Consider the following 23957-nt stretch of genomic DNA (forward strand, 5'->3'; position numbering starts at 1 on the left):
TGCCAACGGCGACGCCATGCAAGCCATACCCGGAGCCCCAGGGCCCACCGATCCTACGAATGACCAGTTCAGACCCAACAAAGAAGGTAGGACACCTCCATGGACTTCGAACGTCGCGTCGCCGGGATCGTCGAGCAGACCGAGCTGCTGCGCGCCGCCGCGCGGGGCGCGGATCCGGCCACGCGGATCGCGGCGTGCCCCGACTGGAGCCTCGGGCAGCTGCTGAACCACGTCGGCGCGGGGCACCGGTACGCGGAGGAGATCGTGCGCAGCGGCGCGCCCGAGCCGCCGTCGGACGAGTACCTGCGCAACCCCGGCCACGCGGTGCGGCCCGGTGAATGGCTGACCGCGGGCGCCGCCCACCTGGCGGCGACGCTGCGCACCGCCGGGCCCGGCGCCGTCGTGTGGACCCCCGTGCCCGCCGGGCCACCGTGCGCCGCGTTCTACGCACGGCGCTTCCTGCACGAAACGGCGATGCACCGCGCCGACGTGGCGCTCGCCCTCGGGCAGCCGTTCGAGCTCGACGCCGAAACCGCCGGCGACACGATGGGCGAGTGGCTCGAACTGGGCTCGCTGCCGGTGATGTTCGACTACTTCCCCGAGCGCCGCGCGCTCCAGGGGCCCGGCCACACGATCCACCTCGCCCCGACCGACCACACCGCTTCGTGGACGGTCGACCTCACCGGCGAGCTGCCCGCGTGGCAGCCCGGCCCCGTCGAGCACCCGGCGGTCACCGTCGAGGCGCCGCTGACCGACCTGCTGCTGATCGTCTACGGCCGCACTCCGGCCACCACCGCGAAGGTCACCGGCGACACGGATTTCCTCGGCCGGTGGCTGTCGCTCGTCAGCTTCGGCTGAGGCTCACCGCCGGGGTCAGCCGCACGGCCGAGGCACTTCGGACCCGCGCAGGAGGCGAACGGCCGCCGGGCACGGCACGATCGGCAGATGACCACCCAGCGGCTGGGCCCGCGCATCGCGTTCGTCGCGGAACTCGCGGCGCTCGTCGTGCTCGTGGTCCTCGACGCGGTGGTGTTCGCGCGATCGGGGCCGGCGCAGGGTGCGCTCGCGCTGATCGCCGTGGATTTCGCGCCGGGGCTGGGGCCGGTGGTGGCGGTGCTGGCGGTGCTGCGGCGGCGGTTTCCGCAGCACATCGTGCTGATCGCGGCGGCGGTGTCGGGGCTGTCGCTGCTCGGCACGGCCGTCACGGCGGGCGTCGCCGCGCTCGGGCAGCGGCTGCCGGTGCAGCCGAGCGGGGCCGAGGCGCTGGCGATCGCGCTGGTCGTCGGCGCGTGCTGCCACCGGTTGCAGCGCACACCGGCGGCGGCGCTGTCGATCCTGGGCGGCATCGCGGCCGTGGCGGCGCCGGTGCTCCGCTACGGCATCGGCTCGCCGGCCGCGCTGTTCTCCGCCGCCGCGGCCGTCGCGTGGGGTGCGGCGCTCGCGATCGGCCTGCTGCTGCGCGACGCCGACGCGCGGGCGCGCGCCGAGGCCGTCGAGGTGCGCACGGCGGAGCGGCTGAACCTCGCGCGCGAGCTGCACGACCTCGTGGCGCACCAGATCACCGGCATCGTCGTGCGCGTGCAGGCCGCGCACCGCGTGACCGAGCGCGCAGGCGGCGACACGAGCGCGTTCACCGAGATCGAGCAGGCAGGCGCCGAAGCGCTCGCGTCGATGCGGCGGCTCGTCGGCACCCTGCGCACGGAGGGCGAGAACTTGTTCAGTCCACCGTCCGGGCTCGCTTCGGCCGTCGACCGCGCGGTGCCCGACGACGGCAGCGTCACCCTCGACGTCCCCGACGACCTCACCGGCCTCACCGCGACGCCCGAGGTCGTGACCACCGTGCACCGGCTGATCACCGAGTCCCTCACCAACGTCCGCCGCCACGCGCCGCGCGCCAGCGAAGTGCACGTGCGCGTCCGGCGCGATCAGCACCACCTCGTCGTCGAAGTCGGCAACAACGGCGCCGCCAAACCCGCGCGGCCCGGTGGTTACGGCTTGATCGGCATGACCGAACGCGTCACCGCCGTCGGCGGTACGGTTTCGGCGGGCCCGGAGCCCGGGCACCGGTGGCGGGTCGCCGCCCGCCTGCCGCTCGACCCCGCGTGAAACCCCGCCTGACCCCCCGTTTGACCCGAAGCGACCTGGAGGAACCCCGTGCCCATCCGCGTGCTGATCGCCGACGACCAGGCGATGGTCCGCACGGGCTTCCGGCTCATCCTCGAAGGCGAGCCGGACCTCGAGGTCGTCGGCGAGGCCGCCGACGGTCAGGACGCCGTGCGCCTGGCCCGCGAACTGCGCCCCGACGTCACGCTCATGGACATCCGCATGCCCGGCGTCGACGGCCTGCAGGCCACGAAACTCCTGGCCGGCCCCGACGTCGCCGACCCGCTGCACGTCGTGATGGTCACGACGTTCGGGCTCGACGAGAACGTTCACGCCGCCCTGCGCGCGGGCGCGTGCGGCTTCCTGCTCAAGGACGCCGGCGCGACGCTGCTCATCGAGGCCGTCCACGCGGCCGCACACGGGGAAGCGCTCGTCTCCCCGGCCATCACCACCCGGCTGCTGGCCCACTTCGTCGGCAGCGCGAACAAGGCACAGTCCGAACCGGACAGTCCGCTCACGAACCGCGAGGTCGACGTCGTCAAAGCCGTGGCGCACGGCCAGACCAACGCGGAGATCTGCGAATCACTCGTCCTGTCGCTCTCCACCGTGAAGACCCACCTCGCGGCCGCCCAGCGCAAGCTGCGGGCTCGCAACCGCACCGAGATCGCCATCTGGGCGTGGGAGACCGGGCTCGTCCGCTGACGACACCACGACCGTGCCGGCCACGAGATCGCCGAGGCGCTGCCGCCGCGGCGTGCACAGCATGATCACCACACCCGCGAGGCCCCAGCAGAACCCGTCGACGACCATCAGCAGCGCCCGGATCACGAACGCGCGCAGCGGCGGCTGACCGCCCTCGAGCGTCACCACGCGCAGCTTCAGCCAGCGCATCGCGGGGGTCCGGCCGCCGTGGCGGTGCGGCCACCAGATCGTGATGAACCAGAACGCGAGCGCCCACACCACGAACACCGTGTACGCCTCGATCTTCAGGAACGTCACGAACGCGCCGAAACCCCGCGGGTGCAGGTACTTCGCGACGAGCACCGCCAGTACCGCGATCGGCACGGCCACGAGCAGCGCGTCGAGCAGGTACTGCGCGATCCGCCGGGCCACCAGTCCGGGGCCGGGCCGGGGAGTGGTCATGTCTTCATCATCACCGGTGCGGCCCCGCGGCGCAGTCTGGTCTCGTCCGCACGGCCGAGGCCGCGGCCGAAGTTCGTACCGCAGGCTGATCGCCGCCGTCCGCGCGCGCCCGACACTCGGTGGCGAGCCGACCACGGACGAAAGGACTTGCGGTGCGTACACCCAGAACAGGACTGGTGGCGGTCACGGCGCTGCTCGCGGCGGCGGTGCCGGCGACCGCGTCCGCGGCGGCCGACCCACTGGCGCGCTACACGAGCCAGCAGATCGCGTGGAGCGACTGCGCGTTCAAGACCGCCGACGGCGCGAAACCCGCGCAGTGCGCCGAAATCACCGTGCCACGCGACTGGGCGAACCCGGCCGCGGGCGTCGATCTGAAGGTGTCCATCAGCCGCGTCGCCGCCACGGGGGCGCGGCAGGGCGCGCTGCTGGTGAACCCCGGCGGCCCGGGCGGGCAGGGCACGTCGCTCGCCGGCCAGCTCGCCGGGCTCGAGCCGACGGTCAACGCGCAGTACGACTTCATCGGCATGGACCCGCGCGGCACCGGCCGGGAAGGCAGCTCCGACAAGGGGTTCCAGTGCCAGGTGCCCACAGACCGCCTGCCGGAGGGCACCACGCTCGACGCGCGCGACCGCTCCGCCGCGAGCATCGCCGCACACCAGGCGAAGCCGCGCGCGATCGCCGAAGCGTGCCAGAGCGACGCACTCGCGCCGTACATCACGACGTGGCAGACGACGCACGACATGGACCTCATCCGCACGCTGCTGGGTGAGCAGCAGCTCAACTACCTCGGCTACTCCTACGGGACGTGGCTCGGCGCGAAGTACGCGTCGCTGTTCCCCGGGCACGCGGGCAAGATCGTGCTCGACTCGAGCGTGAACTTCGAAGGCCGGTTGCAGGCCGACTTCGAGGCGTTCCCGGTGATCGACCAGCGGCAGTTCGACGACGTCTACGTGCCGTGGCTCGCGCGCCAGTTCCCGGACCAGCTCGGGAAATCCCCGGCGGCCGTGAAGCAGGAGTACGAGCAGGTGCGCGCGTACTACGCCGCCCACGGCGTGTCGCCCGACGCCTTCGACCAGTTCTTCGTCGGCAACGGCAGCAAGCTGCAGTGGCTGCTCGGCGCGCTCGTCTTCACGCAGGGCGCGGCGGCGCTCGACGGCACGAAACCGGCGCCGCCGGAGGACCTCGCCGCGGACCTCGACGCCGAGTCACGCGCCGCGTTCGGCGTGCCGGCCGCGGACCTGACCACGGCGGAGGTCGCCGCGGCCACGCCCGACTACGCGCCGGTGAGCGGCACCCGTTACGCGGTCGCGTGCGGCGACCAGCCGACGCGGTCGGCGAGCTGGTACCGGCACCTCAGCGACCGCCAGGGCCCCGCCGACCCGCTGTACGGCTGGGCCTACGGGCTCAGCGAAGCGTGCGGCTACTGGTCGGAAGCACCGCAGCACGAGCTGCCGGACCTGCCGGCCTCGGTCGCGAGCCACGTGCTCGTCGTCCAGGGCGAGTTCGACCCGCAGACCGGCTACGAACAGGCCCACGCCGCGGCTCGCGCGGCGGGCGTGCCGCTGATCTCCGTGGCCGACGCCCCGTTCCACGGCCAGTACGCGATCAACGGCAACCCGTGCGTCGACGGGCTCGTGAACACGTTCCTCACCGAGAACTCGCGGCTGGCGTCGACCACGTGCCCCGGGGTGCCGCTGCCGGGCGAGGACGAGGTGCACCCCGTGGCCGGTCCCGTCGGCCACCCGGCCGGCGGCGTCGCGACCGAAGTGCACGACGCGCTGTCACACCTGCGCCAGACCGTGCAGGACCTGATCCACACCCTCAACACCGGGAGGTAATCATGGGACTCCGCTGGTTGCCCCGCACCCGCGCCGCGGCCTGGGCCTACGTCGCGATCGGCTTGGTCATGCTCGGGCTCCTGATCGCCGAGCTGGCCACCGGGTTCGCCGGGGATTCGCTGGTGCAGTACGCGATCCTGGCGTTCATCGTGCTCGGCTTCACCTCGACCGGCGTGGCCAAGCTCGTCCTCACGAAGGACTAGCCCCACCGGATGGGGAGGCTCTTGAGGCCGTTCTGGAAGTTCGACCGCAGCCGCCGCGGTTCGCCCGCGAGGCGGACTTCGCCGAGCTGGTCCAGGACGGCCTCGAAGAGCGCCCGCAGCTGCACGCGCGCGAGGTGCGAGCCGAGGCAGAAGTGCGGGCCGTGGCCGAACGTCAGGTGCTCGCTCGGCGCGCGCGTGACGTCGAAGGCGTCGGGATCGGCGAACACGGTCTCATCGCGGTTGGCCGAGGAGAACCAGACCACGACCTTGTCGCCCGCCTTGATGTCCACATCGGACAGCCGTGTGTCCTCCGTGGCGGTGCGGCGGAAGTGCATGACCGGTGTCCACCAGCGCAGCATCTCCTCGACGGCGCCGGGCAGCAGCGTCCGGTCGTCGAGGAGCTTGCGGTACTGGACCGGGTGCGCGATGAGCGCCGCGAGCCCGCCGGGCAGGCCGTTGCGCAGGGTTTCGTTGCCCGCCACGGAAAACAGCCAGAAGAGGTTCTCGAACTCCGCGATCGACACCCGGCCGCCGTCGTCGTCGACGTGCTGCATGAGGTTGCTCATCACGTCGTCGCCGGGGTGGCTGCGTTTGTACTCGCCGAGCGCGTTCGCGTACGCGTAGAGGTCCGGCATGCCCGCCCGTGTGCGCGGGTCCGGCATCGCGCCGCCGGGCCCCGGTTCCGGCCGCACGGCCAGCGCTTCGCGGGCGAGGTCGGTGACGTCCTCGGGCCGGACCGTCGCGCTCACCGCGTATTCGGCGTCCTGGTAGCCGATCACGCGGTTGCTCCAGTCGAACATCAGCCGCCGGTCCTGCTCGGGCACGCCGAACACCTCGGCGAGCGTGAGCAGCGGCAGGTCGGCGGCCACGTCCTTGGCGAAATCGCACTCGCCGCGGCCGGCGACGGCCGCGACCAGGTCGTGAGCCCACGTCTCGATGCGCTCGGTGAGCCGGCCGACCGCGCGCGGGGTGAACGCCTTCGTGAGCAGGCCGCGCAGGCGCCCGTGCTCGGGCGGGTCCAGGTTGAGCATCATCCGGCGCACGTAGCGCAGGTCTTCCGAAGTCGCGGGGTCGCGGATCTGCGTGCCGCCGAGCTGCGACGAGAACGTGGCCGGGTTGCGCAGCACGTGGCGCACGTCGGCGTGGCGGAGCACGGCCCAGAAGTCGCCGACGCGCGTCACCGGCGTCTCGCGGCGCAGCCGCGCGAGCAGGTCGTACGGCACGCCCTCGACGTAGGTCTCCGCATCGGCGATCACGGCACTCGACACGGTTCCGACCCTAGCCCCGCGAGCCCCGGCTGCGGGAGGATCCGTCCGGTGGAAACCCTGAAGCTGCGCACCGGCGGCCGCGGTGAACCGGCCGTGCTGCTGCTCCACGGCCTCGGCGCGACCGGCGCGGTGTGGCACGGCCTGACCGAAGTGCTGGACCACCGGCTGCTCGTCCCCGACCTGCCCGGACACGGGGGTTCGGCGCCGCTGCCGGGGTATTCCTTCCCCGCGCTGGCGGCCGCGGTAGCCGCCGGTCTGGACGAGTCCGGGCCGGTGGTGGTCGCCGGGCATTCGCTGGGCGGGGTGCTCGCGCTGGAGCTGGCGAGCGGGCGGCACGGGCTCGACGTCGCCGGTGTGCTGGCGTTGGGCGTGAAAGTGGTGTGGAGCGAAGCCGAGCTGGACCGGGCCGCGGCGACGGCCGCCCGGCCGCCGCGGCTGTTCCCGGCGCGCGAGGACGCGGAAGTCGCGTACCTCAAGGTGTCCGGCCTCACCGGGATCGCGCCCGCGGATCCGGCCGGCGTCGTCGAAACGCCCGACGGCTGGCGGCTTTCGCTCGACGCGGCGGCGTTCGGTGTGGGCGCGCCGGACCTGCCGAGCCTGCTCGCACAAGCCCGGTGTCCCGTCGTGCTGGCAGCCGGGGAGAACGACCCGATGTCGCGGCCCGAACAGCTGCAGGCGCTGGCCGCCGACGCCGTGACGTTGCCCGGGCTCGGGCACAACGCGCACGTCGAAGACCCCGCGGCGCTGCTGCCGTTGTTGACGAAGCTCACCGAGCGTGACGGCTGAACGGTCACTTACGATGGCGGCGTGATCAGCGACCCCGTGCACCCCGGCATCGACCAGCTCCTGAAGCTGGAACCGCTCGAACGCAACCTCTTCCGCGGCTTCAGCCACGAGGGCTCACCGCAGCGGGCGTTCGGCGGCCAGGTCGCGGCGCAGGCCCTCACGGCGGCGGGCGCGACCGTGCCCGAGGACCGCGGGGTGCACTCGCTGCACGGCTACTTCATCCGCGGCGGCCGCACGGACCTGCCGATCGTCTACGAGGTCGAGCGCACGCGCGACGGCGGCTCGTTCACCACGCGGCGCGTGGCGGCGATCCAGAACGGGGAGACGATCTTCAGCCTGTCGGCGTCGTTCCAGCGGCCCGCGGAGAGCAGCGAGCACCAGGCGCGGATGCCGGAAGTGCCGCAGCCGGACGACGTCGAGGTGCGCGACGAGGACGAGCTGCCGATCATGCTGTCGGTGATCGAAGCGCGGTTCATCAGCGACCCGGACGCCGGGCTGCCGGACCTCGGCGCGGGACCGCGGCAGCGCATCTGGGTGCGCGCGAAGGGCCGGCTGCCCGACAACCCGCTCGCGCACGTGTGCGCGCTCACCTACATCTCCGACATCCGCCTGGCCGGCACGGCCGCCCTGCCGCACCGCGACGAGCCGGGCAAGCCGCACCTGACGTCGCTGGACCACGCGGTGTGGTTCCACCGCCCGTTCCGCGCCGACGAATGGCTGCTGTTCGACATGGAGAGCCGCAGCTTCTCGAGCGAACGCGGCCTCACCCACGGCGAGTTCTACACCACCGACGGGCGGCTCGTGGCGTCCGTCACGCAGGAAGTCCTGCTGCGGCGCCGGTGAGGTTCTCGTCCACAACGGACACTCCATTGAGGACTTTCGTAAGGCTCAGCGTCTCGAGCACCGCGAGCGCCGTGTTCCCCGCGGCCAGCACGAGGTAGAGCGCGGCCTGCAGCGACAGCGTGAACGGGTGCAGGCCCGACGCACCGGCCAGCAGCACGACGTGACACACCGCGACCAGCACCAGCGACGCGGCCGACAGGGCGGCGAACGCGAGGAGCAGGCCGCGCAGCACGCGCGTGCGGCGCCAGCGCAGGCGGCCCGTTTTGACGAGGTCGGGTGTGCTCACCATCACGAGGCCGCAACCGTAGCCGCAGAAGCCCCCGAGCACGCCGCCGCCGGCGACCAGCGCGGTGGTGGTGTGGTACGACACGGGCACGCGGTAGGCGGCCAGGATCGCGGCGACGCAGACCAGCAGGCCGAGCGGCAGGTGCGGCCACCCGAACCAGGGCAGCTTCCGCTCCATGCGGACGATCGTCGGCAGGTCGACGTCACGGTACGACCCGGAGTCAAGCAGGGGCATGTCGCCTGTTCCTGTTCTTCCGGTTCTTCTTCCGGTCCAGCGGTGGTCCGCGGTACTCCCGGTGATTCGGCGCAGCCTAGGCCAGCGGGCGCCCGCTCGCAAAAACGCCGGTCACGACGGTGGTCCACGGTGGACCGTTTTTTGTCGGTGGGCGCCGATAGGCTTCGCCCATGACTTACGACGAAATCCCCACCCTCGGCCGACACACGGCTGCCGGTGCCGAGGTTGCCGAAGACACCGTCTTCGCCGAGGACCTGACGCAGGGCCAGTGGTTCTGGCACGAGCCCGCCCCGGGCCTGGCGGGCTGGCCCCTGCAGGTCGCCACAGCCGAACTCCTGGACGACGCAGTGCGCATCATCACGACCGACGAGGTGCGTGAGCTGGTGTCGTACTCGCGCACCCGCCGCGTGCGCTTGGCCGCGGCTTCCTGAGTACGGAAACCGCTCGATGGGGGTTCGCCCACCCGGGTTTCCCGGGGGTGTGGAGGGGGAAGGTTCAGTCCAAGGGCGCTGACCTGGGCTGAACCGGTTCCGGCATGGGTGGCGCGCAGGCTTGTCCGGGCTCGCGGTGAACACCGCCGCCTCGTCCGGACCCGTGCCGGCCGTACCGCGGAACTCGACTCAGCGGGCGGATGTGCGCAGGTGCTGATTTCCGCGTCAGCAAGCGTGGCGGGCGAACGAATCCGCAACCACCACGCGTCCGCCGGTGCCCGAAACCCTGCTGGGCAAGGCAAACGCAGGGCAAAGCCGCCACCACGCCGGCTCGATCCGGTGCTCACTCCAGCAGGTGCAGATCCGATGCCAGCCGCACCAGTTCGGCGCGGCGGTGCACCTCGTGGCGGCGCAGCATCGACGCGATGTGGTACTTCACCGTGTGCGGGCTGATGTGCAGCTGTTCACCGATTTCGTGGTTGTTCTCACCCCGGCTGATGCCCCGCACGATCTCCAGTTCCTGAGCGCTGAAGGCGGCGGGCGCGGCGGTCCCCGCACGGCGCTGCAGGAGTTCGCTGGCGATGCGCGGTTCGAACCAGCTCCCGCTCGCGGTGATCTCGCGCAGGATGCCCGGCACGCGCCCGACCGAAGTCTCCTTGAGCATGTAGCCCGCGGCGCCCGCGGCGATGGCCTGGGCGAGCAGTTCCCCGTTGCCGTACGCGCTGAAGAGCACCACCGCCAGCCCCGGGTAGCGCGAGTGGAACGTGCGGCACAGGTCGATCCCGTTGCCGCCGTCGCGTTCGCCGATGCGGAGGTCGAGGATGGCGACGGCGGGGTGCACCTGCTCCACGAGGTGCTCGCCGTCCGGGACGGTCGTGGCGCCGCCGAGGAACTCGAGGTCCGGTTCGCGGTCGGCCATGGCGCGGAGGCCGTCGTGCACGACCTCGTGGTCGTCGATGACGCAGAAGCGGATCACGACGGCACCGTCCGGGGCGCGGGCCACACCGGGATCGTCGTGTGGACCACGGTGCCGTGGCCGGGCGCGGGAGCGACGGTCAGCTGCCCGCCCAGCTCCTCGACCGCCGAACGCATCGCACGCATCCCGAAGTGGCCCGAAGACGGCGTGAGCGCGGCGGCGTCGAACGTCCCGTTGTCCGTGACCTGCAAGCTCACCACCCGCGCGGTCGTCGTCGCCACCCGCACCGCCAGCCGCGAGCCGCCCGAGTGCTGCTCGGCGTTGGCCACGGCTTCCCGGCCCACGCGCACCAGCGCGTCGGCCACTTCACGCACCAGTGGCACGTCATCCCCCTCGAGCTCGACCACCCTCGGCACGCCACGGTCCGGCAGGCCGTCGATGCGTTCCAGCACCTCCGAAGCCCGCACCACCCCCGGGTGCGACCCGACGACGAGCGTGCCCAGCTCCCCGCGCAGCCGCGCCATGCACGCCTCCGCGGCGCGCGCGATCGCTGCCAGCCGCGACGCGGTTTCCGGGTCTGTAGCGGAAAACCCCGCCTGTTCGGCCTCGAAGCCGATCGTCACGAGCCCCCGGACCACGGAATCGTGCAAGTCATAGGCGACCTGCTCGCGCACGGACCGCTCCACCGTCGCCAGCCGGCGGCTTTCGCTCAGCCGCCGGCGCAGACCCAGCGACGCGTGCCCCGCGAATTCCTCCAGCAGGTCCTCGTCGACGGGCGTGAACGCGCGCATCCGCCGGTCGCCGACGTAGAGCACGGCGGCGATCTCCCGGCCCACCAGCACCGGCACGGCCATCGCCGAGATGATGCCCTCGTCGCGCGTCTCGCTCACGGGCGCAGCCTGCAGCCGCGCGTCGGCCGCGTAGTTGGCCGAGCGGATCGGCCGGCCCAGTTCGCGTGCGAGCCCGCCGAGGCCCTGCCCCAGCTGCACGCGCAGGCTCCGGAACGCCGGCGTCCGGATCCCCAGCACCTGGTCGAACACGAACGTCCCCGGCCCGCCGTCCGGCACGGCCAGGTACGCCACCTCCGAGCGCATCAGGTCGCGCGCCGACGTCAGCACCGCCGACAGCACGGTCGGCACGTCCGGGCCGTCCACCGCGGCCTCGGCCACCAGCCGCGCCGCACCCCGCAGCTGACGGCCCAACTGCACGGCGCCCGAGCGGCGCGCCTGGCGCAGGGCGCGCGCGATCGTCGTGCGGTAGTGGGTGCGCAGCGCCTCGTCGCCCAGCTGCGCCGGATCGCACACGGGCGCGCCGAGCGTCCCCACGACGACCGCGCCTGTGCCGTGCGCGTCGCGCCACGGCACCACCACGCACGCCGCGAGCCGCACGGCGTGGTTGCGCAGCTTCGACCGGATCTCCAGCTCCACGAGCGAAGCCGGCTCGCGCTGGGGCAGCGGCTGGTTGGCGACCACGGGTTCGTGCGGCAGGAACCGCTCGCTCCAGCCGGTGGTGCCCGACAGCACGACGTGCGGCGGCCCGCTGCGGCGCGGTTCGTAGACGACGAGGCCGACGTCGGCCGCCAGCAGTTCGCGGATCTCGTCGAGGATCGGGCGCAGGGCGTCGTCGATCGCCTGCAAACCACCACCGTCGACGAGGTAGTCCACGAGCGTTCGTCCTCTCTGCGCGCCCGCCAGCGTCCCACACGAGCCGCGAACCGTCACGGCTCCGGATGCGGCGAACCGGCCCGGACCGGCGGTTCGGGCGACAGGTCAGGCCTGCCGCGCCCAGCTCGAGTCCGCCGGAGGCGGTTCCACCCCGCGCACCTCGGGCAGGGCCTTGAGGCGCTCGTCCTCTTCGTCGTCGACCCACGCGCGGGCGATCTCGTCGCACGTGGCGAACCAGACGCCGTCGCGGGAGACGATGTGCTCGATGAGCTTCTCGTACCAGAGCATGTTGTGCGCCTGGCCGATGATCTGCGGGTGCACGCAGGAGGCGAACACCGGGTTCGGCACGCGTTCGTAGGCGTAGTCGAAGATGTCGCGCCAGCGCCGGAAGATCGTCTCCGTGTCCTGCATGCCGGTGGACGTCCCGGTGTAGGCGAGCGGCGGGAAGTCGTCGAGGTACCAGTTCACCGGGATCTCCAGCACAGAGCTGGCCGGGCCCGCGACGTTGCCCTTCTCCCAGTTGATCTGCCAGCGCTGCGGGTGGTACGGCACGAGGTCGCGCGCCATCAGGCTCGTGTCGTAGCGGAAGCCGGACTCCTCGATGATGTCGAGGGTGTTCTCGCTGTAGTCCCAGTAGGGCGAGCGGTAGCCGGTGGGGCGGATGCCGAGCACGTTCTTGTACGTGGCGAACGCGAGGTCCACGAGCCGGCGCTCGGTGTCGCGTTCGATGCCCGGCGGGATCTCGTGGTAGTAGCCGTGGTGGCCGAATTCGTGGCCCGCTTCCAGCACCGCCTTGCACTGCTCGGGGAACGTGTCCACGGAGTGCCCCGGGGTGAACCAGGTCGTGGTGATGTCGAAGCGCTGGTAGAGCTCCAGTAGCCGCGGCACGCCGACCTCAGCGCCGAACTGGCCGCGCGACATGAACGACGGGCTGGGCCGGTTGAACCCGCCCAGCCACAGCGACTGGGCGTCGAAGTCGGTGCCGAGGTTCACGGCGATCTTCTTGCCGGGCGGGAGTTGCAGGTGACCCATGGGTCCTCCTCTTTCCGTGGTGAGTTTCAGGCGGGGGTGGTTTCAGGCGGGCGGGTTCAGCTCGATCACGGTCTCCGCCTCCGCGTCGATCCGCTCCCGGCTGTAGAGCAGGGGGAAGGCCTCGCCGCGCGTCCACGCGGCGAACAGGTCGGTCAGGTGCGGGTCGTCGAGCTGGCCGGACTGGCCCGGCGCGTTCATGGCGAGCGACGAATCCCACTCGCCGACGTCGACGACGAGCCGGAACGTCGCGCCGGCCGACTGCACGAAATTCGGGCCGTACGCGGTGTTCCCGACGGTGTCGCCGCTGCCGCCGCGCGGAAGCGGTTCCGTCGCGAGCCGGTCTTGGGGCAGGTTGCCCAGCAACGCCTTAAGCGGGTGCTGCGCGCGGGCGACGTGCAGCCGGCCCCACGCCCACGCACTCCGGTCCGCGCCCAGCAGTTCTTCGACGTCGGCGACGGCGGCGGGCAGGGTTTTCGCGACGACGTCGGCGAACCCGTCGGAGTTCTCGACCAGCTCGAGGTCGATCCGCGCGTCGGCGAGCAGGTCCTCCGCTGGTGAGACGCGCGTGGCGGTCGCGTCGGCGGCTTCCGCGCCCACCAGCGGTTCCAGGGCCTGCGCGAGCAATGCGGGCCGCAGGTGCCGGCGGTACCAGACCTCGAACAGCGCGGCGGCCGCGCTGTCGGGGGCGAGCACCGCGTCCCAGCTCGTCAGCAGGTCCAGCCCGTCGACGTCCGCACGCAGCTCCCGCAGCCGCGCGACGATCCGCCGCGCCGGGATGGACAGGAAGTCGCTCTGCAGGGCGACCATGCTCTGCGGCGTGGCGTCCGTGGTCTGCGCGAGCACTTCGTCGATGCGGTGTTTGCGGTAAGGCGCGTACCAGTCGTAGGTGATGTGCCGCTCCGGCGGGTAGTCCGGCGGCAGGTTCATCTCGTTGGCCGTGGCCAGGAATCCCGCCTCCGGGTCGACGGCGCCGGGCAGCTGGTCGGTGTCGTAGAAGCCGGCCCACTCGAAGCGGCCGTCGCCGGGGACGGGCAGCGTGCCGTCCCAGTTGGGCCGGATCGGCGTGAGGCCACCGGTCTGCCAGGCGATGCGGCCCGACGGGTCGGCGTAGACCTGGTTCTCCGGCGGCGCGCCCCAGCGGTTCATCGCGGCCGAGAACTCGTCCCAGTTCCGGGCGCGCATGTAGTCCATGCTGCCGAGGTAGGGCGCCATGCCGGCTTCGAGCCAAGCCGCGCGCACCGCGAACGCCGTGCGCTTCTCCGGGTCCTGGTACACGACCGGGCCGTGACGGGTGAAGAGCAGCTCGACCTCGACCGGATCGCCGTCGCGCACCGCGATCGTCTCCGTGACGCGCCGCATCGGCTCCCAGCGGCCGTCGTAGCGGTAGTTCGCGGGGTCTTCGGGATCGGTTTCGTAGACGTAGAGATCTTCCTGGTCGATCGCGAAGATCGTGAGCCCGAACGCGATCTGCCCGTTGTGGCCGATGGAGATGCCGGGCAGCGCCGGCTCGCCGCCGCCGATCACGTCGAGGCCCGGCGCGTTGAGGTGCGCGATGTAGCGCAAGCCGGGCAACGCGGCGGCCGCGCGGTGCGGGTCGTTGGCCAGCAGCGGACGGCCCGAGCGCGTCCGCGAACCGGCGAGGACCCAGTTGTTGCTGCCTTCGGGCAACACGTCGCCCTGCGGGTCGTCCGGCGCGGGCGGCGCGAAGACCGGCGCGGTCGTCGCCAGGTCGTACACGCGCAGCACGTCGTCGGGGATCGCGGCGAGGTCGAGGCCGTCCGGGACCTCGACCGGCCGCCACGGCTCACGCCGGCGCCGCAGCTCTTCGACGTCCGTCGGCAGGTCGCGCAGCGTCCGGGCGCGGGCGACCTCCTCTCGGACGTTGTAGAAGAGGCCGTGGCTACGGATGCGCGCCACGTCTTCGGGTTCCCACCGCGCCGGCTCGTAGCCCAGCTCCCGGAACTCCGCGGGCAGCAGCTCGGGGTCGCTGCGCGTGAGCTCCACGAACGCGTTGACGCCTTCGACGAACGCCGTCGTCGCGCGTTTCGTGTCCGAGCCGTACGCGAGCCACTCGCGGTGCATGTCGCCGCGATAGAGGAACAGCCGCGCAGCGCGGTCGCGTTCCACGTGTTCGGCGCCGAAGACTTCGGCCAGCCGGCCGAGGCCGCGCCGGCGCCAGAAGTCGATCTGCCACAACCGGTCGCGAGCGGCGTTGAAGCCCTGCACGCGGAAGGCGTCGTACGTGCTCGCCGCGTAGATGTGGGGCACGCCCCAGCGGTCGACCACGATCTCGGCCGGCGCCGTCAGCCCGGGCAGCGTGTGGGACGTTCGTTCAGGTGCCACCACTGTCTCCCGTCTCGTCATCGAGGTGGCTGCAGTCAAACAGCCGGAGCGGTCGCCGCGTCGGCAGAAGTTCGCGGCCGCGCGGGTGGCGGGTGACTACCCGTTCGGGCAGCCGGGGACCTAAATCAAAAGTTAGTTACTTCGGCTACCGTGGTCGCCGTGCCCCAGCGACCGCGCGACTCCCGCGCCACGAAAGAGCTGCTACTGGCCGCGGCGACGGCGGAGTTCGCCGACCACGGCCTGGCCGGCGCGCGCATCGACCGCATCGCCGAACGGGCGGGCGCGAACAAGCGGCTCCTGTACGTCTACTTCGGCGACAAGGACCAGCTGTTCGAGGCCGTGCTGCACCGGCAGATCGGGCTGCTGCACGAGGAAACGCCGCTCGTCGACGGCGATCTCGAGGCGTACGCGGCCGCGCGGTTCGACTTCATGCGCACCCACCCCGACACAGCCCGGCTGGCCGCGTGGCGCCGCTTCGAGCGGATCCACCACAGCGAAGCCGAGATCACCAGCTACCGCGAAGCGATCGAGGCCGTCGCGGGCGCGCAACGCGAAGGACGGCTGGACGACCGGCTGCCGGCGGCCGACCTGTTCGCGATGGTCCTGCGGATCACCGAGAGCTGGCTCGACGCGCCGCCCGCGCTGATCACCGCGTCGGGCCGCGACGGGCTGGGCGAGCACCGGGCCGCGCTGCTGGAAGCCGTCCGCCGGATCACGGCGCCGCGCTCGTGATCACCCCGCGCTACGTGCGGGATCGGGCGGAGGACACCACCGAGGTCACGTTCGTCGAGCTGTTCTTCGACCTCGTCTACGTCTACGCCGTCACGCAGATCTCCCACCTGCTGCTGGGCGACCTGAGCTGGCTGGGCGCGTTCCACGCCGCGCTGGTGCTGCTCGCGATGTGGCAGGCGTGGATGTACTCGACGTGGCTGACGAACTGGCTCGACCCCGAGGTCCTGCCGGTGCGCGCCGTGCTGATCGCCACGATGCTCGTCAGCCTCGTCACGGCCGCCGGCGTGCCCGGCGCGTTCGGCGATCGCGGGTTCTGGTTCGCGGGCAGCTACGTGCTGATGCAGATCGGCCGCACGCTCGCCGCGTTGTGGCTCAGCCGGCGGGACCCGGCACTGCGGCGGACGTTCCAGCGCATCACGGCGTGGCTCTGCACTTCTGGAGCCCTGTGGCTCGCGGGCGCCACTGTGGACGGTCCGGCGCGTGATTTCCTGTGGCTGGCCGCGGTGATCGTGGACAACGTCGCGCCGCTGACGGGGTTCCGCGTGCCGGGGCTCGGCAAATCCGGGACGGCCGATCGCGTGATCACCGGTTCGCACCTGGCCGAACGCTGCCACCTGTTCGTGATCATCGCGCTGGGCGAATCCGTGGTGGTCACGGGGACGACGTTCGCGTCGCAGCACTTCTCGGCTTCCGCGGTGGCGGCGCTGATCGTCTCGTTCCTGACGTGCGTGGCGCTGTGGTGGACGTACTTCGACCGCTCAGCCCACTTCGGCGCGGAGGCGATCGCCGCGTCGGCGGACCCCGCGCGGATCGGGCGCACGGCGTACACGTACCTGCACATCCCGATGGTCGCGGGCATCATCGTCACGGCCGTCGCGGACGAGCTGACCATCGCCGAGCCGCACCACCACCTCACGCCCGTCACGGCGGCGGTTTCCTTGCTGGGCCCGGCGCTGTTCCTCGCCGGTCACCTGTGCTTCCAGCGGACGGTGTCGGGACGGTGGGTGGTGTCGCGGCTCGCCGGCCTGTGCGGGCTGGCGGTGCTGGTGCCGGTTTCCCTGGTGGTTTCCCAGCTCGTGCTCTCGTTCGTGATCATGCTGGTGGTGCTGGCCGTCGCGGTGCGCGACGCGGTGCGATGAGCCGGCGCCGCCGGTCAACCCGCCGCGTTCCACCAGGCGTTCCGCTGCTCGCCCGTCTGGTCGACGGCCGGCCGGTCGGCGTCACCCGTATCGGCGGCAGGCGGCGTGGGGAGGTCGAACAGTTTCGGAAGCCGGGCGTTCATCAGCTCGTCGTCCGCCCGCTCGTGCTGCATCACGCGGACCACGCGCTCCTGCTGCGTCGCGTCGTGCAGGTTCGCGCGCCGGCGGGCGCGGCGCACTTTGCGCGTCCACCGCGCCGCGGCCGACCACCGGCGCTCGCCGTCGCCCGGCGGTTTGCCCTCGCTCAGCAGCCGGGCGTAACGGTCGGCGGCCCGCTCCCGGCGACGCTGCAGCGCGTCCCGCTCGGGCTCGCCCAACCCCGTCCACGACAGCGCGGCGTCGCGCAGCTCGCGCACCAAGCGGCCGAAGTAGGACTGCTCGCCGGTCGTGCCGCTGTGGCGGCGGGCTTCGCGGACGTCGACGCCGAGGGCCTGGTGGATCGCCAGCAGGCCGAGCCCGGCGAAGACCAGCCGCACGACCAGCTCGCGCGGGTCGATGTTGAGCGCCACCGCGACGATGGCCTGGCCGCCGAACAGCGTCCACAGCAGCGCGCGGGCCTTGCCGAGGCCGGCTCGCTCACCGTCGGGCCGGGTGAGGATGTCGCGCATCTCCAGGGCCGCCGACAGCAGGCCGATCTCGATCAGCAGGAAGACGACCGCGGTCTCCCACGGGTGGAAGTGCAGCACTTGGGTGAAGTACCGCGCGGACGTGTCGCCGGACAGGAACAGCGCCCCGGCGAACATCGCGTACCAGCCCTTGGCGTGCAGCGGCGAACCCGCCTGCACCTCCACGGTCCGCTTCGGCGCCACTGCCACCAGCGTCCCGCCGATCGCGAGCAGCACGGCCGCCGTGCCACCGACCGCGATCAGGCTGTGCCACCAGCCCGGGCCCTCGGTGAGCCACGAGAGCCAGCCCGGAGCCACGTTGAGCAGCCGGAGCGCGACGACCAGTGCCAGCGCCACGACCGCCACCAGGCCCAGCGTGACGATGGCCCCGCCGACGGAGGCGCGCCAGCCCGTCCGGCGCTCGCGCAGCTCGGCGGGGACCGCCGCGGGTGACGGCTCGGCGGGCGCTGCCGCAGTGGGCTGGTCGTCGGACGGCTCGGCGGCGGTCCGGCTGGTCGAGCGGAGTGGTTCAGTCCTGTCGGCGAGGACGACCGGCGCGACGGTGGGCGCCTCGTCGTGCTCCTGCCGCGGGGGCGACGGCGGTGGGTCGGTGTGCGGTTTCGCCGAGACGGTCCGCGCGTCGAACAGAGGATTGGTCCGGTCAACAGTGGCCGCCTCGGCTCGTCCAGCGACAGGATCGGCCTCAACCTGCGGAGACGTCATGCGCAGCCCTTCGTTCCTCTCGATGCCGGCGGCTTGCGTTCCTCGATCAACATCCCACAGCCGACGAAGAGGCCCGGCGCCCCACCCCTTTTCCGCCCGGCTCCGTACGCGCGCCCTGCGGGACAAGGGTTCCCGGTGACCGAGAACCCTCAGCTGCCGATGGTCCGGACCAGGCAAAACGGTTCGGAAAACAGCGCCACGTCCGCCGGGTCCGGCAGCGACACCGCGGGGCCACCGGTCAACGGCTTGCACAGAAGCCGCCGGAACTGGTCCGAATTGACGGGCCCGTCGAGACTTTCGAGCAGGGCGACGAAATCGCGGTCCGCGGCCAAACGCGGGAACTGGGCCGGCAGCTCGCGTTCCAGCTCGGCGAGCAACTCCGCGAGCGACCCCTTGGCCAGGTCCGGTGGCCGGAGTCGCTTGTCCGTGAACAGTTCCCGCCAGTCGTGCCGGTCCTCGGCGTCGCCGTGGCGGACCTGCGTGCGGAATTCGTGGTAGCGCAGGAAGTCCCGGATCGGGCCCGGCTCGCGCGGGCTGACGATGACGCCGTAGAAGGTCGGGTATAAGTGCTGCAGCAGCACCACCCGCACGAAGTTCGCGACGCCGAGCTCCCAATCCGGCGTGGGACGTCAGCCGGGCTCGGCGTTGTTCATGGCGACTGGAGGTTCAGTCATCCCGCGTCGAAGACCAGGCAGAAGGGGTGACCGGCCGGGTCGAACAGCACCCGGACGTTGTCCTGCGGCTGGACCTCCGCCAGCGTGGCTCCCAGCGCGACCGCCTCGTCGACCGCCTCGGCGAGATCACCGACCTGGAAGTCGAAGTGGATCATCGGCCGCTGCTCCCCCTCGACCGGGGGCCAGGTCGGCGCCTGGTAGCCGTCGGCCTTCTGGCACACGAAAAACGGCCCTTGGGCAGATGCGGCCACGACCGCAGTACTCGGCTCCTCGTGCACGACCCGCCAGCCGAGGAGTTCGGCGTAGAACCGCGCCAGCAGACCGGGGTCCGGCGCTTCGATCGCGGTGCCCCACCACATCCCACCAGTACGAGATTTCATGCCGACAGTCTCACCGATGCCGGATGCCGTGTCTGCCCTTGGCGCAGCCGACCTCCACAGTCACCGCAACTGCCACCGGTGGCCCTCGCTCGTACCTGCCTGGAACGACAACTGAGACCGAAACTGAGACGGAACGCGGCCAGGGAGTTTCTCGTAACGGGAAACGCCCCGGTCAAGAGTGAGCCGCCAAGGGGGATCGAACCCCTGACCTTCTGTTTACAAGACAGATGCTCTACCAGCTGAGCTATAGCGGCCTGCGCCCCGCGCACGAGGCGAGGGCGCAGGCAGTATATCGGCCCGCCCGGGGTTCGCGGCACCCGGAAGGCGGCTGCGCGAAAGCGGCCGCGCGACCGGGTGCCGCTGCGCCGGCGGGCGTCAGATCCGGCGGGCGTTGTGGAACGGCATCGCGGACAGCGGCGAGATCTTGACCGGCTGGCCGGGCTGGCTGGCGTGCAGGACGTTGCCGCCGCCGGCGTAGATGCCGACGTGGCTCACTGGGGTGTAGAAGAACACCAGGTCGCCGGGCTGCAGGGCCGCGCGGGACACGGGCGTGCCGATCGTGGACTGCAGCCGCGAGCTGTGCGGCAGGCTGACGCCGACCTGCTTGAACGCCCAGACGACGAGCCCGGAGCAGTCGTAGGCGTTCGGGCCGGCCGCGCCCCAGACGTAGGGCTTGCCGCGCTGGGTGAGTGCGCGGCCGAGCGCGGCGGCGCCCTTGCCGGCCTGAGCGGTGGCCGAGGCCGGCGCCGGGGCCGCGGCGGAGGCGGTGCTCGCCAGGACCGGGCCGGCGGTGGCGGCCATCGCGGCGGCCATCGCCGTCGCGGTGAGGGCTGCGCGGATGACGGACCGCCGACGCGCGGGCGCGGCTTCCGGGCGATCTTCGGGGCGGTGGTGTGCCATGTCGGGGAGGGCTCCTTCCGGGGGCCGTCGGGGGGCTTGCCACGGTGACCCGCACCGTCCGGTCCGTTCGGGTGATCGGGGGTATCACCTCGGCCGGCGGGCAGCTTGCGGCCTTTGATCGACTTTCGATCGCAGGTCACCGCGAGAACACGGGCACATTACGAAACGAAATACAAGAATGCACGAAAGAGTGATTAGCGGCACAGATCAACAATTTCCGAGGGTTCAGACCTGCAAATACCCGGAGGTATCAACCACGATTTGCGCGCCGGATAACCTATTTCTACCTGCGGAAACTCACGAAACTTGAGCCACCCATTTCACCCGTCGAAGCCCGGCGAGGGACCATTTCGCAACCGGTTCCACCACGATTTCGCCCTCCGCGGTGGCGCGAAGCCGGAGCGCGGCCCGCGCAACCCGCCCCGAAAGCACCAAACCCCCAGCTCAACCCCCCGAAACGAGCACGGCCGGGGCGTCTGAGAGACGATCGACACCAGACGTGGTGCACACCACGCCGGCGGGTGTGCAACGGCCGGGGCGCGGCCGCCGATGGTCCCCGGGAACGTCGAGCACACGGACGAGGAGGTGGGATCGATCTTGAAGATCAACGAGCGCGCCGACCAGGGGGTTCACCGCAGACGGTGGCCGATCCTGGAGCCTCCGCGGCCGCGGTCGAACCAACGGCACCGGTCGAACCTGTTGCGCCGCCGCGCGTGGCACATCCTCGAGGCGCCGACGGCGGAACAGCCGGCCGTCGACAGCGGTGAGGCGCTGGGCCCGCAGCCGCCGGACGACGCGACCGTCAACTTCGTGCTCGACCTGACCCTGCGCATCGGCGAAGTGCAGATGGCCAGCGGCGCCGGCGCGTCCGACGTCACCGCCACGATCCTCGCCCTGACCTCCGCGCTCGGGCTCCCCCACTGCGAGGTCGACGTGATCTTCACGTCGATCACCGTCACCTGCCACCGCGGCACGGAACTGGCGCCGGTCACGGCGTTGCGAGTGGTCCGTTCGCGCAGCCTCGACTACACGCGGCTCACGCAGGCCGAGATCCTCGTGCGCAAGATCGTCCGCGGCAACGTGGGCGCCGAGGAGGCGCACACGGAGCTGGAGCGCATCACGTCGGCGCCGCACCCGTACCCGCGCTGGGTCGCGACCATCGCGTGGGGCGGGCTGGCCGCGTTCATCACCCTGCTGCTCGGCGGCGGCCCCGACATCGCCGTGGTCGCGTTCGTGATCTCCTCGGTGGTCGACCGGCTCGGCCGGCTGCTCAACCGCTACCACCTGCCGTTCTTCTTCCAGCAGGTCGTCGGCGGCCTCGTCGCGACGCTGTCGGCGATGGTGATAGTCAGCAGCAACGTCCTCACCACGGACCGGCCGACGCTCGTGGTCGCCGCGGCCGTCACCGTGCTGCTGTCCGGGCTCTCCACCGTCTCGGCGGTGCAGGACGCGATCACCGGCTACAACGTCACGGCCGCCGGCCGCACGATGGAAACGGCCCTGATGAGTGCCGGCCTGATCTCCGGGGTCGTCCTGGCGCTGAAGCTCGCCGTGCTGGTCGGGCTGCCGCGGACCCCGCTGCCGGAGGTCAGCAACTCGACGCCGCAGCAGCTGCCGATCGTCGTCATCGGCGGCGCCGGCGCGGCCGCGTGCTTCGCGCTCGCCTCCTACTCGACGATGCGCGCGCTGCTCGTCGCCGCGGCCGCGGGCAGCATCGGGGCGCTGGTCTACGGCGCGCTGATGCTCACGCAGCTGGACGCCGTGAGCGCGTCGGCCATCGCGGCGACGCTCGTCGGTTTCTGCGGCGGCCTGCTCGCGCGGCGGCTGAAGGTGACCCCGCTCGTCGTGGCCGTGTCCGGGATCACCCCCCTGCTGCCCGGCCTCTCCACCTATCGTGGTCTATACCAATTGGGCGTCGAGCCGGGCGGCAACCTCTCGACCCTGATGACCGCCGTCGCCATCGGGCTCGCGCTGGCAGCGGGCGTTGTCCTGGGCGAATACCTCGCGCAGCCCGTCCGGATGCGGCTCGGCCGGCTCGAGCGCAAGCTGGCCGGGCCACGGATGGCGGGACCGCTGGAGCCGTCGGAGCGGCGGTTGGAGTAACCGGTTGCGCACTGGCCGGTCACGCAACGCGCGCTAGGGTTTCACTGGGGCCGCGACCCGCGGGTGACGAGGGAGCAGCTGTAGTGACTGACGAGCAGAAGACCGCACCGTCCGCCGATTTCGTCGTGGTGGCCAACCGGCTGCCCGTCGACCTCGAACGCACCGCGGACGGCAGCCGGCGCTGGACCGCGAGCCCCGGCGGGCTCGTCTCCGCGCTCGAACCGTTCCTGCGGGCGCGCAAGGGCGCTTGGGTCGGCTGGCCCGGCGTGCCCGACGTCGACGTCGAGGAGTTCGACGACGACGGCCTCGTGCTGCACCCCGTTTCCCTCACCTCCGCCGAGGTCCGCGACTACTACGAAGGCTTCTCCAACGCCACGCTCTGGCCGCTCTACCACGACGTCGTCGCGCCGCCGGTGTTCGACCGCGCGTGGTGGGACAGCTACGTGAAGGTCAACCGCCGCTTCGCCGAGGCGAGCGCCGAAGTCGCCGCCCACGGCGCCACCGTCTGGATCCAGGACTACCAGCTGCAGCTCGTGCCGACGATGCTGCGCGAACTGCGCCCCGACCTGCGCATCGGCTTCTTCCTGCACATCCCGTTCCCGCCGGTCGAACTGTTCATGCAGCTGCCGTGGCGCGCCGAGATCGTGCGCGGGCTCATCGGCGCCGACCTCATCGGCTTCCACCGCCCGGGCGGCGCGCAGAACTTCCTCTGGCTCGCCCGCCAGCTCGTCGGCCTCGAGCCGACGCGCGGCGCCGTCGGCGTGCGGTCGCGGCCGGGCATGGTGCAGGTCGGCGACCGCACCGTGCGCGTCGGCGCGTTCCCGATCTCGATCGACGCGACGGGCCTCGACAGCGTCGCGCGCAGCAAGGGCGTGGTCGAGCGCGCGAAGCAGATTCGCCGCGACCTCGGCAACCCGAAGGCCGTGCTGCTCGGCGTCGACCGCCTCGACTACACGAAGGGCATCGACCTGCGGCTGCAGGCCCTGCACGAGCTGCTGCACGAGGAGCGCCTGCAGCCCGAGGACGTCGCGTTCGTGCAGCTCGCGACCCCGAGCCGCGAGCGCGTGGAGCACTACCAGCGCATGCGCGGCGAGATCGAGCAGATGGTCGGGCGCATCAACGGCGAGTTCGCGCGCGTGGGTCACCCCGTCGTGCACTACCTCCACCAATCGGTGAACCGCACCGAGCTCGCCGCGTTCTTCTCCGCCGCGGATGTCATGGTGGTGACTCCTCTGCGCGACGGGATGAACCTCGTGTGCAAGGAGTACGTCGCTTGCCGCCACGACCTCGGCGGGGCGCTCGTGCTCAGCGAGTTCGCCGGCGCGGCTGCGGAACTGACCAGCGCGTTCCTGGTCAACCCGCATGATCTGGACGGGGTGAAGAACGCGTTGGTGGCTGCCATTACGCTCGACCCCGCCGAGGGCCGACGCAGGATGCGCGCCATGCGTCGCCAGGTCCTCACCCACGACGTCGACCGGTGGGCGCGCTCGTTCCTGCAGGCGCTGGGTGCGGAGCCGGTCGACTGACCTCCCCCGTACCGCGCTGGACCTC

23 protein-coding genes and 1 tRNA gene are annotated in these 23957 nt (G+C 71.9%); 12 read left to right on the forward strand and 12 right to left on the reverse strand.

What is annotated here, in order from left to right:
• The first annotated feature begins 99 nt into the window (after positions 1-99).
• From ACIA77_RS40355 to ACIA77_RS40365, 3 genes are all read left to right on the forward strand, one after another.
• Positions 100-858: a maleylpyruvate isomerase family mycothiol-dependent enzyme gene (locus ACIA77_RS40355; RefSeq protein ID WP_395891419.1), complete on the forward strand. Its 759-nt coding sequence runs from the start codon at positions 100-102 to the stop codon at positions 856-858.
• Positions 859-945: 87 nt separating this feature from the next.
• Positions 946-2106 carry a sensor histidine kinase gene (locus ACIA77_RS40360; RefSeq protein ID WP_395891420.1) on the forward strand — a complete coding sequence of 387 codons (1161 nt, stop codon included), beginning with the start codon at positions 946-948 and terminating at the stop codon, positions 2104-2106.
• 48 nt (positions 2107-2154) lie between these two features.
• Positions 2155-2805 carry a response regulator gene (locus ACIA77_RS40365; RefSeq protein ID WP_395891421.1) on the forward strand — a complete coding sequence of 217 codons (651 nt, stop codon included), beginning with the start codon at positions 2155-2157 and terminating at the stop codon, positions 2803-2805.
• Here ACIA77_RS40365 and ACIA77_RS40370 read toward each other — a convergent pair.
• The gene (locus ACIA77_RS40370) at positions 2686-3246 is read right to left on the reverse strand and encodes an RDD family protein (protein ID WP_395891422.1); all 561 of its coding nucleotides are present in this window, start codon (positions 3244-3246) and stop codon (positions 2686-2688) included. The two genes, ACIA77_RS40365 and ACIA77_RS40370, sit on opposite strands and share 120 nt — an antisense overlap.
• A 152-nt stretch (positions 3247-3398) precedes the next feature.
• Between ACIA77_RS40370 and ACIA77_RS40375 the strand changes: the two genes are divergently transcribed.
• The gene (locus ACIA77_RS40375) at positions 3399-5084 is read left to right on the forward strand and encodes an alpha/beta fold hydrolase (RefSeq protein ID WP_395891423.1); all 1686 of its coding nucleotides are present in this window, start codon (positions 3399-3401) and stop codon (positions 5082-5084) included.
• 2 nt (positions 5085-5086) lie between these two features.
• Positions 5087-5287 (forward strand): hypothetical protein, encoded by a 201-nt coding sequence (locus ACIA77_RS40380; protein ID WP_395891424.1) that lies wholly within the window; start codon positions 5087-5089, stop codon positions 5285-5287.
• On the opposite strand, the gene ACIA77_RS40385 is transcribed toward ACIA77_RS40380, so the two are convergent.
• Positions 5284-6555, reverse strand: coding sequence for a cytochrome P450 (locus ACIA77_RS40385; RefSeq protein ID WP_395891425.1), 1272 nt, complete (start codon positions 6553-6555; stop codon positions 5284-5286). The genes ACIA77_RS40380 and ACIA77_RS40385 overlap by 4 nt on opposite strands.
• 48 nt (positions 6556-6603) lie before the next feature.
• Here ACIA77_RS40385 and ACIA77_RS40390 point away from each other — a divergent pair, with 48 nt between their 5' ends.
• Together ACIA77_RS40390 and ACIA77_RS40395 are read left to right on the forward strand one after the other, a co-directional pair.
• Positions 6604-7341 carry an alpha/beta fold hydrolase gene (locus ACIA77_RS40390; RefSeq protein ID WP_395891426.1) on the forward strand — a complete coding sequence of 246 codons (738 nt, stop codon included), beginning with the start codon at positions 6604-6606 and terminating at the stop codon, positions 7339-7341.
• A gap of 21 nt (positions 7342-7362) precedes the next feature.
• Complete coding sequence (locus ACIA77_RS40395) at positions 7363-8184, forward strand: acyl-CoA thioesterase (RefSeq protein WP_395891427.1); 822 nt, start codon at positions 7363-7365, stop codon at positions 8182-8184.
• Here the strand turns inward: ACIA77_RS40395 and ACIA77_RS40400 are convergent.
• Entirely contained in the window at positions 8153-8704 is a 552-nt protein-coding gene (locus ACIA77_RS40400) for a hypothetical protein (protein WP_395891428.1), read from the reverse strand. The genes ACIA77_RS40395 and ACIA77_RS40400 overlap by 32 nt on opposite strands.
• Before the next feature lie 170 nt (positions 8705-8874).
• Here ACIA77_RS40400 and ACIA77_RS40405 point away from each other — a divergent pair, with 170 nt between their 5' ends.
• Positions 8875-9135: a hypothetical protein gene (locus ACIA77_RS40405; RefSeq protein ID WP_395891429.1), complete on the forward strand. Its 261-nt coding sequence runs from the start codon at positions 8875-8877 to the stop codon at positions 9133-9135.
• Between the two features lie 343 nt (positions 9136-9478).
• Here the strand turns inward: ACIA77_RS40405 and ACIA77_RS40410 are convergent, their stop codons facing one another.
• The 4 genes from ACIA77_RS40410 to ACIA77_RS40425 form a co-directional block, all read right to left on the reverse strand.
• A complete protein-coding gene (locus tag ACIA77_RS40410) occupies positions 9479-10138 on the reverse strand; it encodes a response regulator transcription factor (RefSeq protein WP_395891430.1) in 660 nt (219 codons plus the stop codon).
• Positions 10108-11715, reverse strand: a complete 1608-nt coding sequence (locus ACIA77_RS40415) for a GAF domain-containing protein (protein ID WP_395891431.1) — start codon at positions 11713-11715, stop codon at positions 10108-10110. The genes ACIA77_RS40410 and ACIA77_RS40415 overlap by 31 nt, the downstream gene beginning before the upstream one ends.
• Before the next feature lie 105 nt (positions 11716-11820).
• Positions 11821-12747 carry a polysaccharide deacetylase gene (locus ACIA77_RS40420; protein WP_395891432.1) on the reverse strand — a complete coding sequence of 309 codons (927 nt, stop codon included), beginning with the start codon at positions 12745-12747 and terminating at the stop codon, positions 11821-11823.
• 42 nt (positions 12748-12789) lie between these two features.
• Positions 12790-15090 (reverse strand): penicillin acylase family protein, encoded by a 2301-nt coding sequence (locus ACIA77_RS40425; protein WP_395891433.1) that lies wholly within the window; start codon positions 15088-15090, stop codon positions 12790-12792.
• 159 nt (positions 15091-15249) lie between these two features.
• Between ACIA77_RS40425 and ACIA77_RS40430 the strand changes: the two genes are divergently transcribed.
• A complete protein-coding gene (locus ACIA77_RS40430) occupies positions 15250-15822 on the forward strand; it encodes a TetR family transcriptional regulator (protein ID WP_395891434.1) in 573 nt (190 codons plus the stop codon).
• Positions 15819-16961 (forward strand): low temperature requirement protein A, encoded by a 1143-nt coding sequence (locus ACIA77_RS40435; RefSeq protein ID WP_395891435.1) that lies wholly within the window; start codon positions 15819-15821, stop codon positions 16959-16961. Before ACIA77_RS40430 ends, ACIA77_RS40435 begins: the two co-directional genes overlap by 4 nt.
• 14 nt (positions 16962-16975) lie before the next feature.
• Here the strand turns inward: ACIA77_RS40435 and ACIA77_RS40440 are convergent, their stop codons facing one another.
• The 5 genes from ACIA77_RS40440 to ACIA77_RS40460 form a co-directional block, all read right to left on the reverse strand.
• On the reverse strand, positions 16976-18349 hold the full coding sequence (locus tag ACIA77_RS40440) for a hypothetical protein (RefSeq protein WP_395891436.1): 1374 nt from the start codon (positions 18347-18349) through the stop codon (positions 16976-16978).
• Positions 18350-18498: 149 nt separating this feature from the next.
• Positions 18499-18933: a hypothetical protein gene (locus tag ACIA77_RS40445; protein WP_395891437.1), complete on the reverse strand. Its 435-nt coding sequence runs from the start codon at positions 18931-18933 to the stop codon at positions 18499-18501.
• Positions 18934-19019: 86 nt separating this feature from the next.
• Positions 19020-19403 carry a VOC family protein gene (locus ACIA77_RS40450; protein WP_395891438.1) on the reverse strand — a complete coding sequence of 128 codons (384 nt, stop codon included), beginning with the start codon at positions 19401-19403 and terminating at the stop codon, positions 19020-19022.
• A 181-nt stretch (positions 19404-19584) separates the two neighbouring features.
• Positions 19585-19657 (reverse strand) — tRNA-Thr (locus ACIA77_RS40455).
• Positions 19658-19778: 121 nt separating this feature from the next.
• A complete protein-coding gene (locus ACIA77_RS40460; protein WP_395891439.1) occupies positions 19779-20303 on the reverse strand; it encodes an NlpC/P60 family protein in 525 nt (174 codons plus the stop codon).
• 597 nt (positions 20304-20900) lie between these two features.
• On the opposite strand from ACIA77_RS40460, the gene ACIA77_RS40465 reads away from it, so the two are divergent.
• Together ACIA77_RS40465 and ACIA77_RS40470 are read left to right on the forward strand one after the other, a co-directional pair.
• Complete coding sequence (locus ACIA77_RS40465) at positions 20901-22406, forward strand: threonine/serine exporter ThrE family protein (protein ID WP_395891440.1); 1506 nt, start codon at positions 20901-20903, stop codon at positions 22404-22406.
• An 83-nt stretch (positions 22407-22489) separates the two neighbouring features.
• Positions 22490-23932 carry a trehalose-6-phosphate synthase gene (locus ACIA77_RS40470; protein ID WP_395891441.1) on the forward strand — a complete coding sequence of 481 codons (1443 nt, stop codon included), beginning with the start codon at positions 22490-22492 and terminating at the stop codon, positions 23930-23932.
• Positions 23933-23957: the final 25 nt, after the last annotated feature.

This window comes from Amycolatopsis sp. NPDC051903 (genome assembly GCF_044452505.1).
In the GTDB taxonomy this organism is placed as follows: Bacteria; Actinomycetota; Actinomycetes; order Mycobacteriales; family Pseudonocardiaceae; genus Amycolatopsis.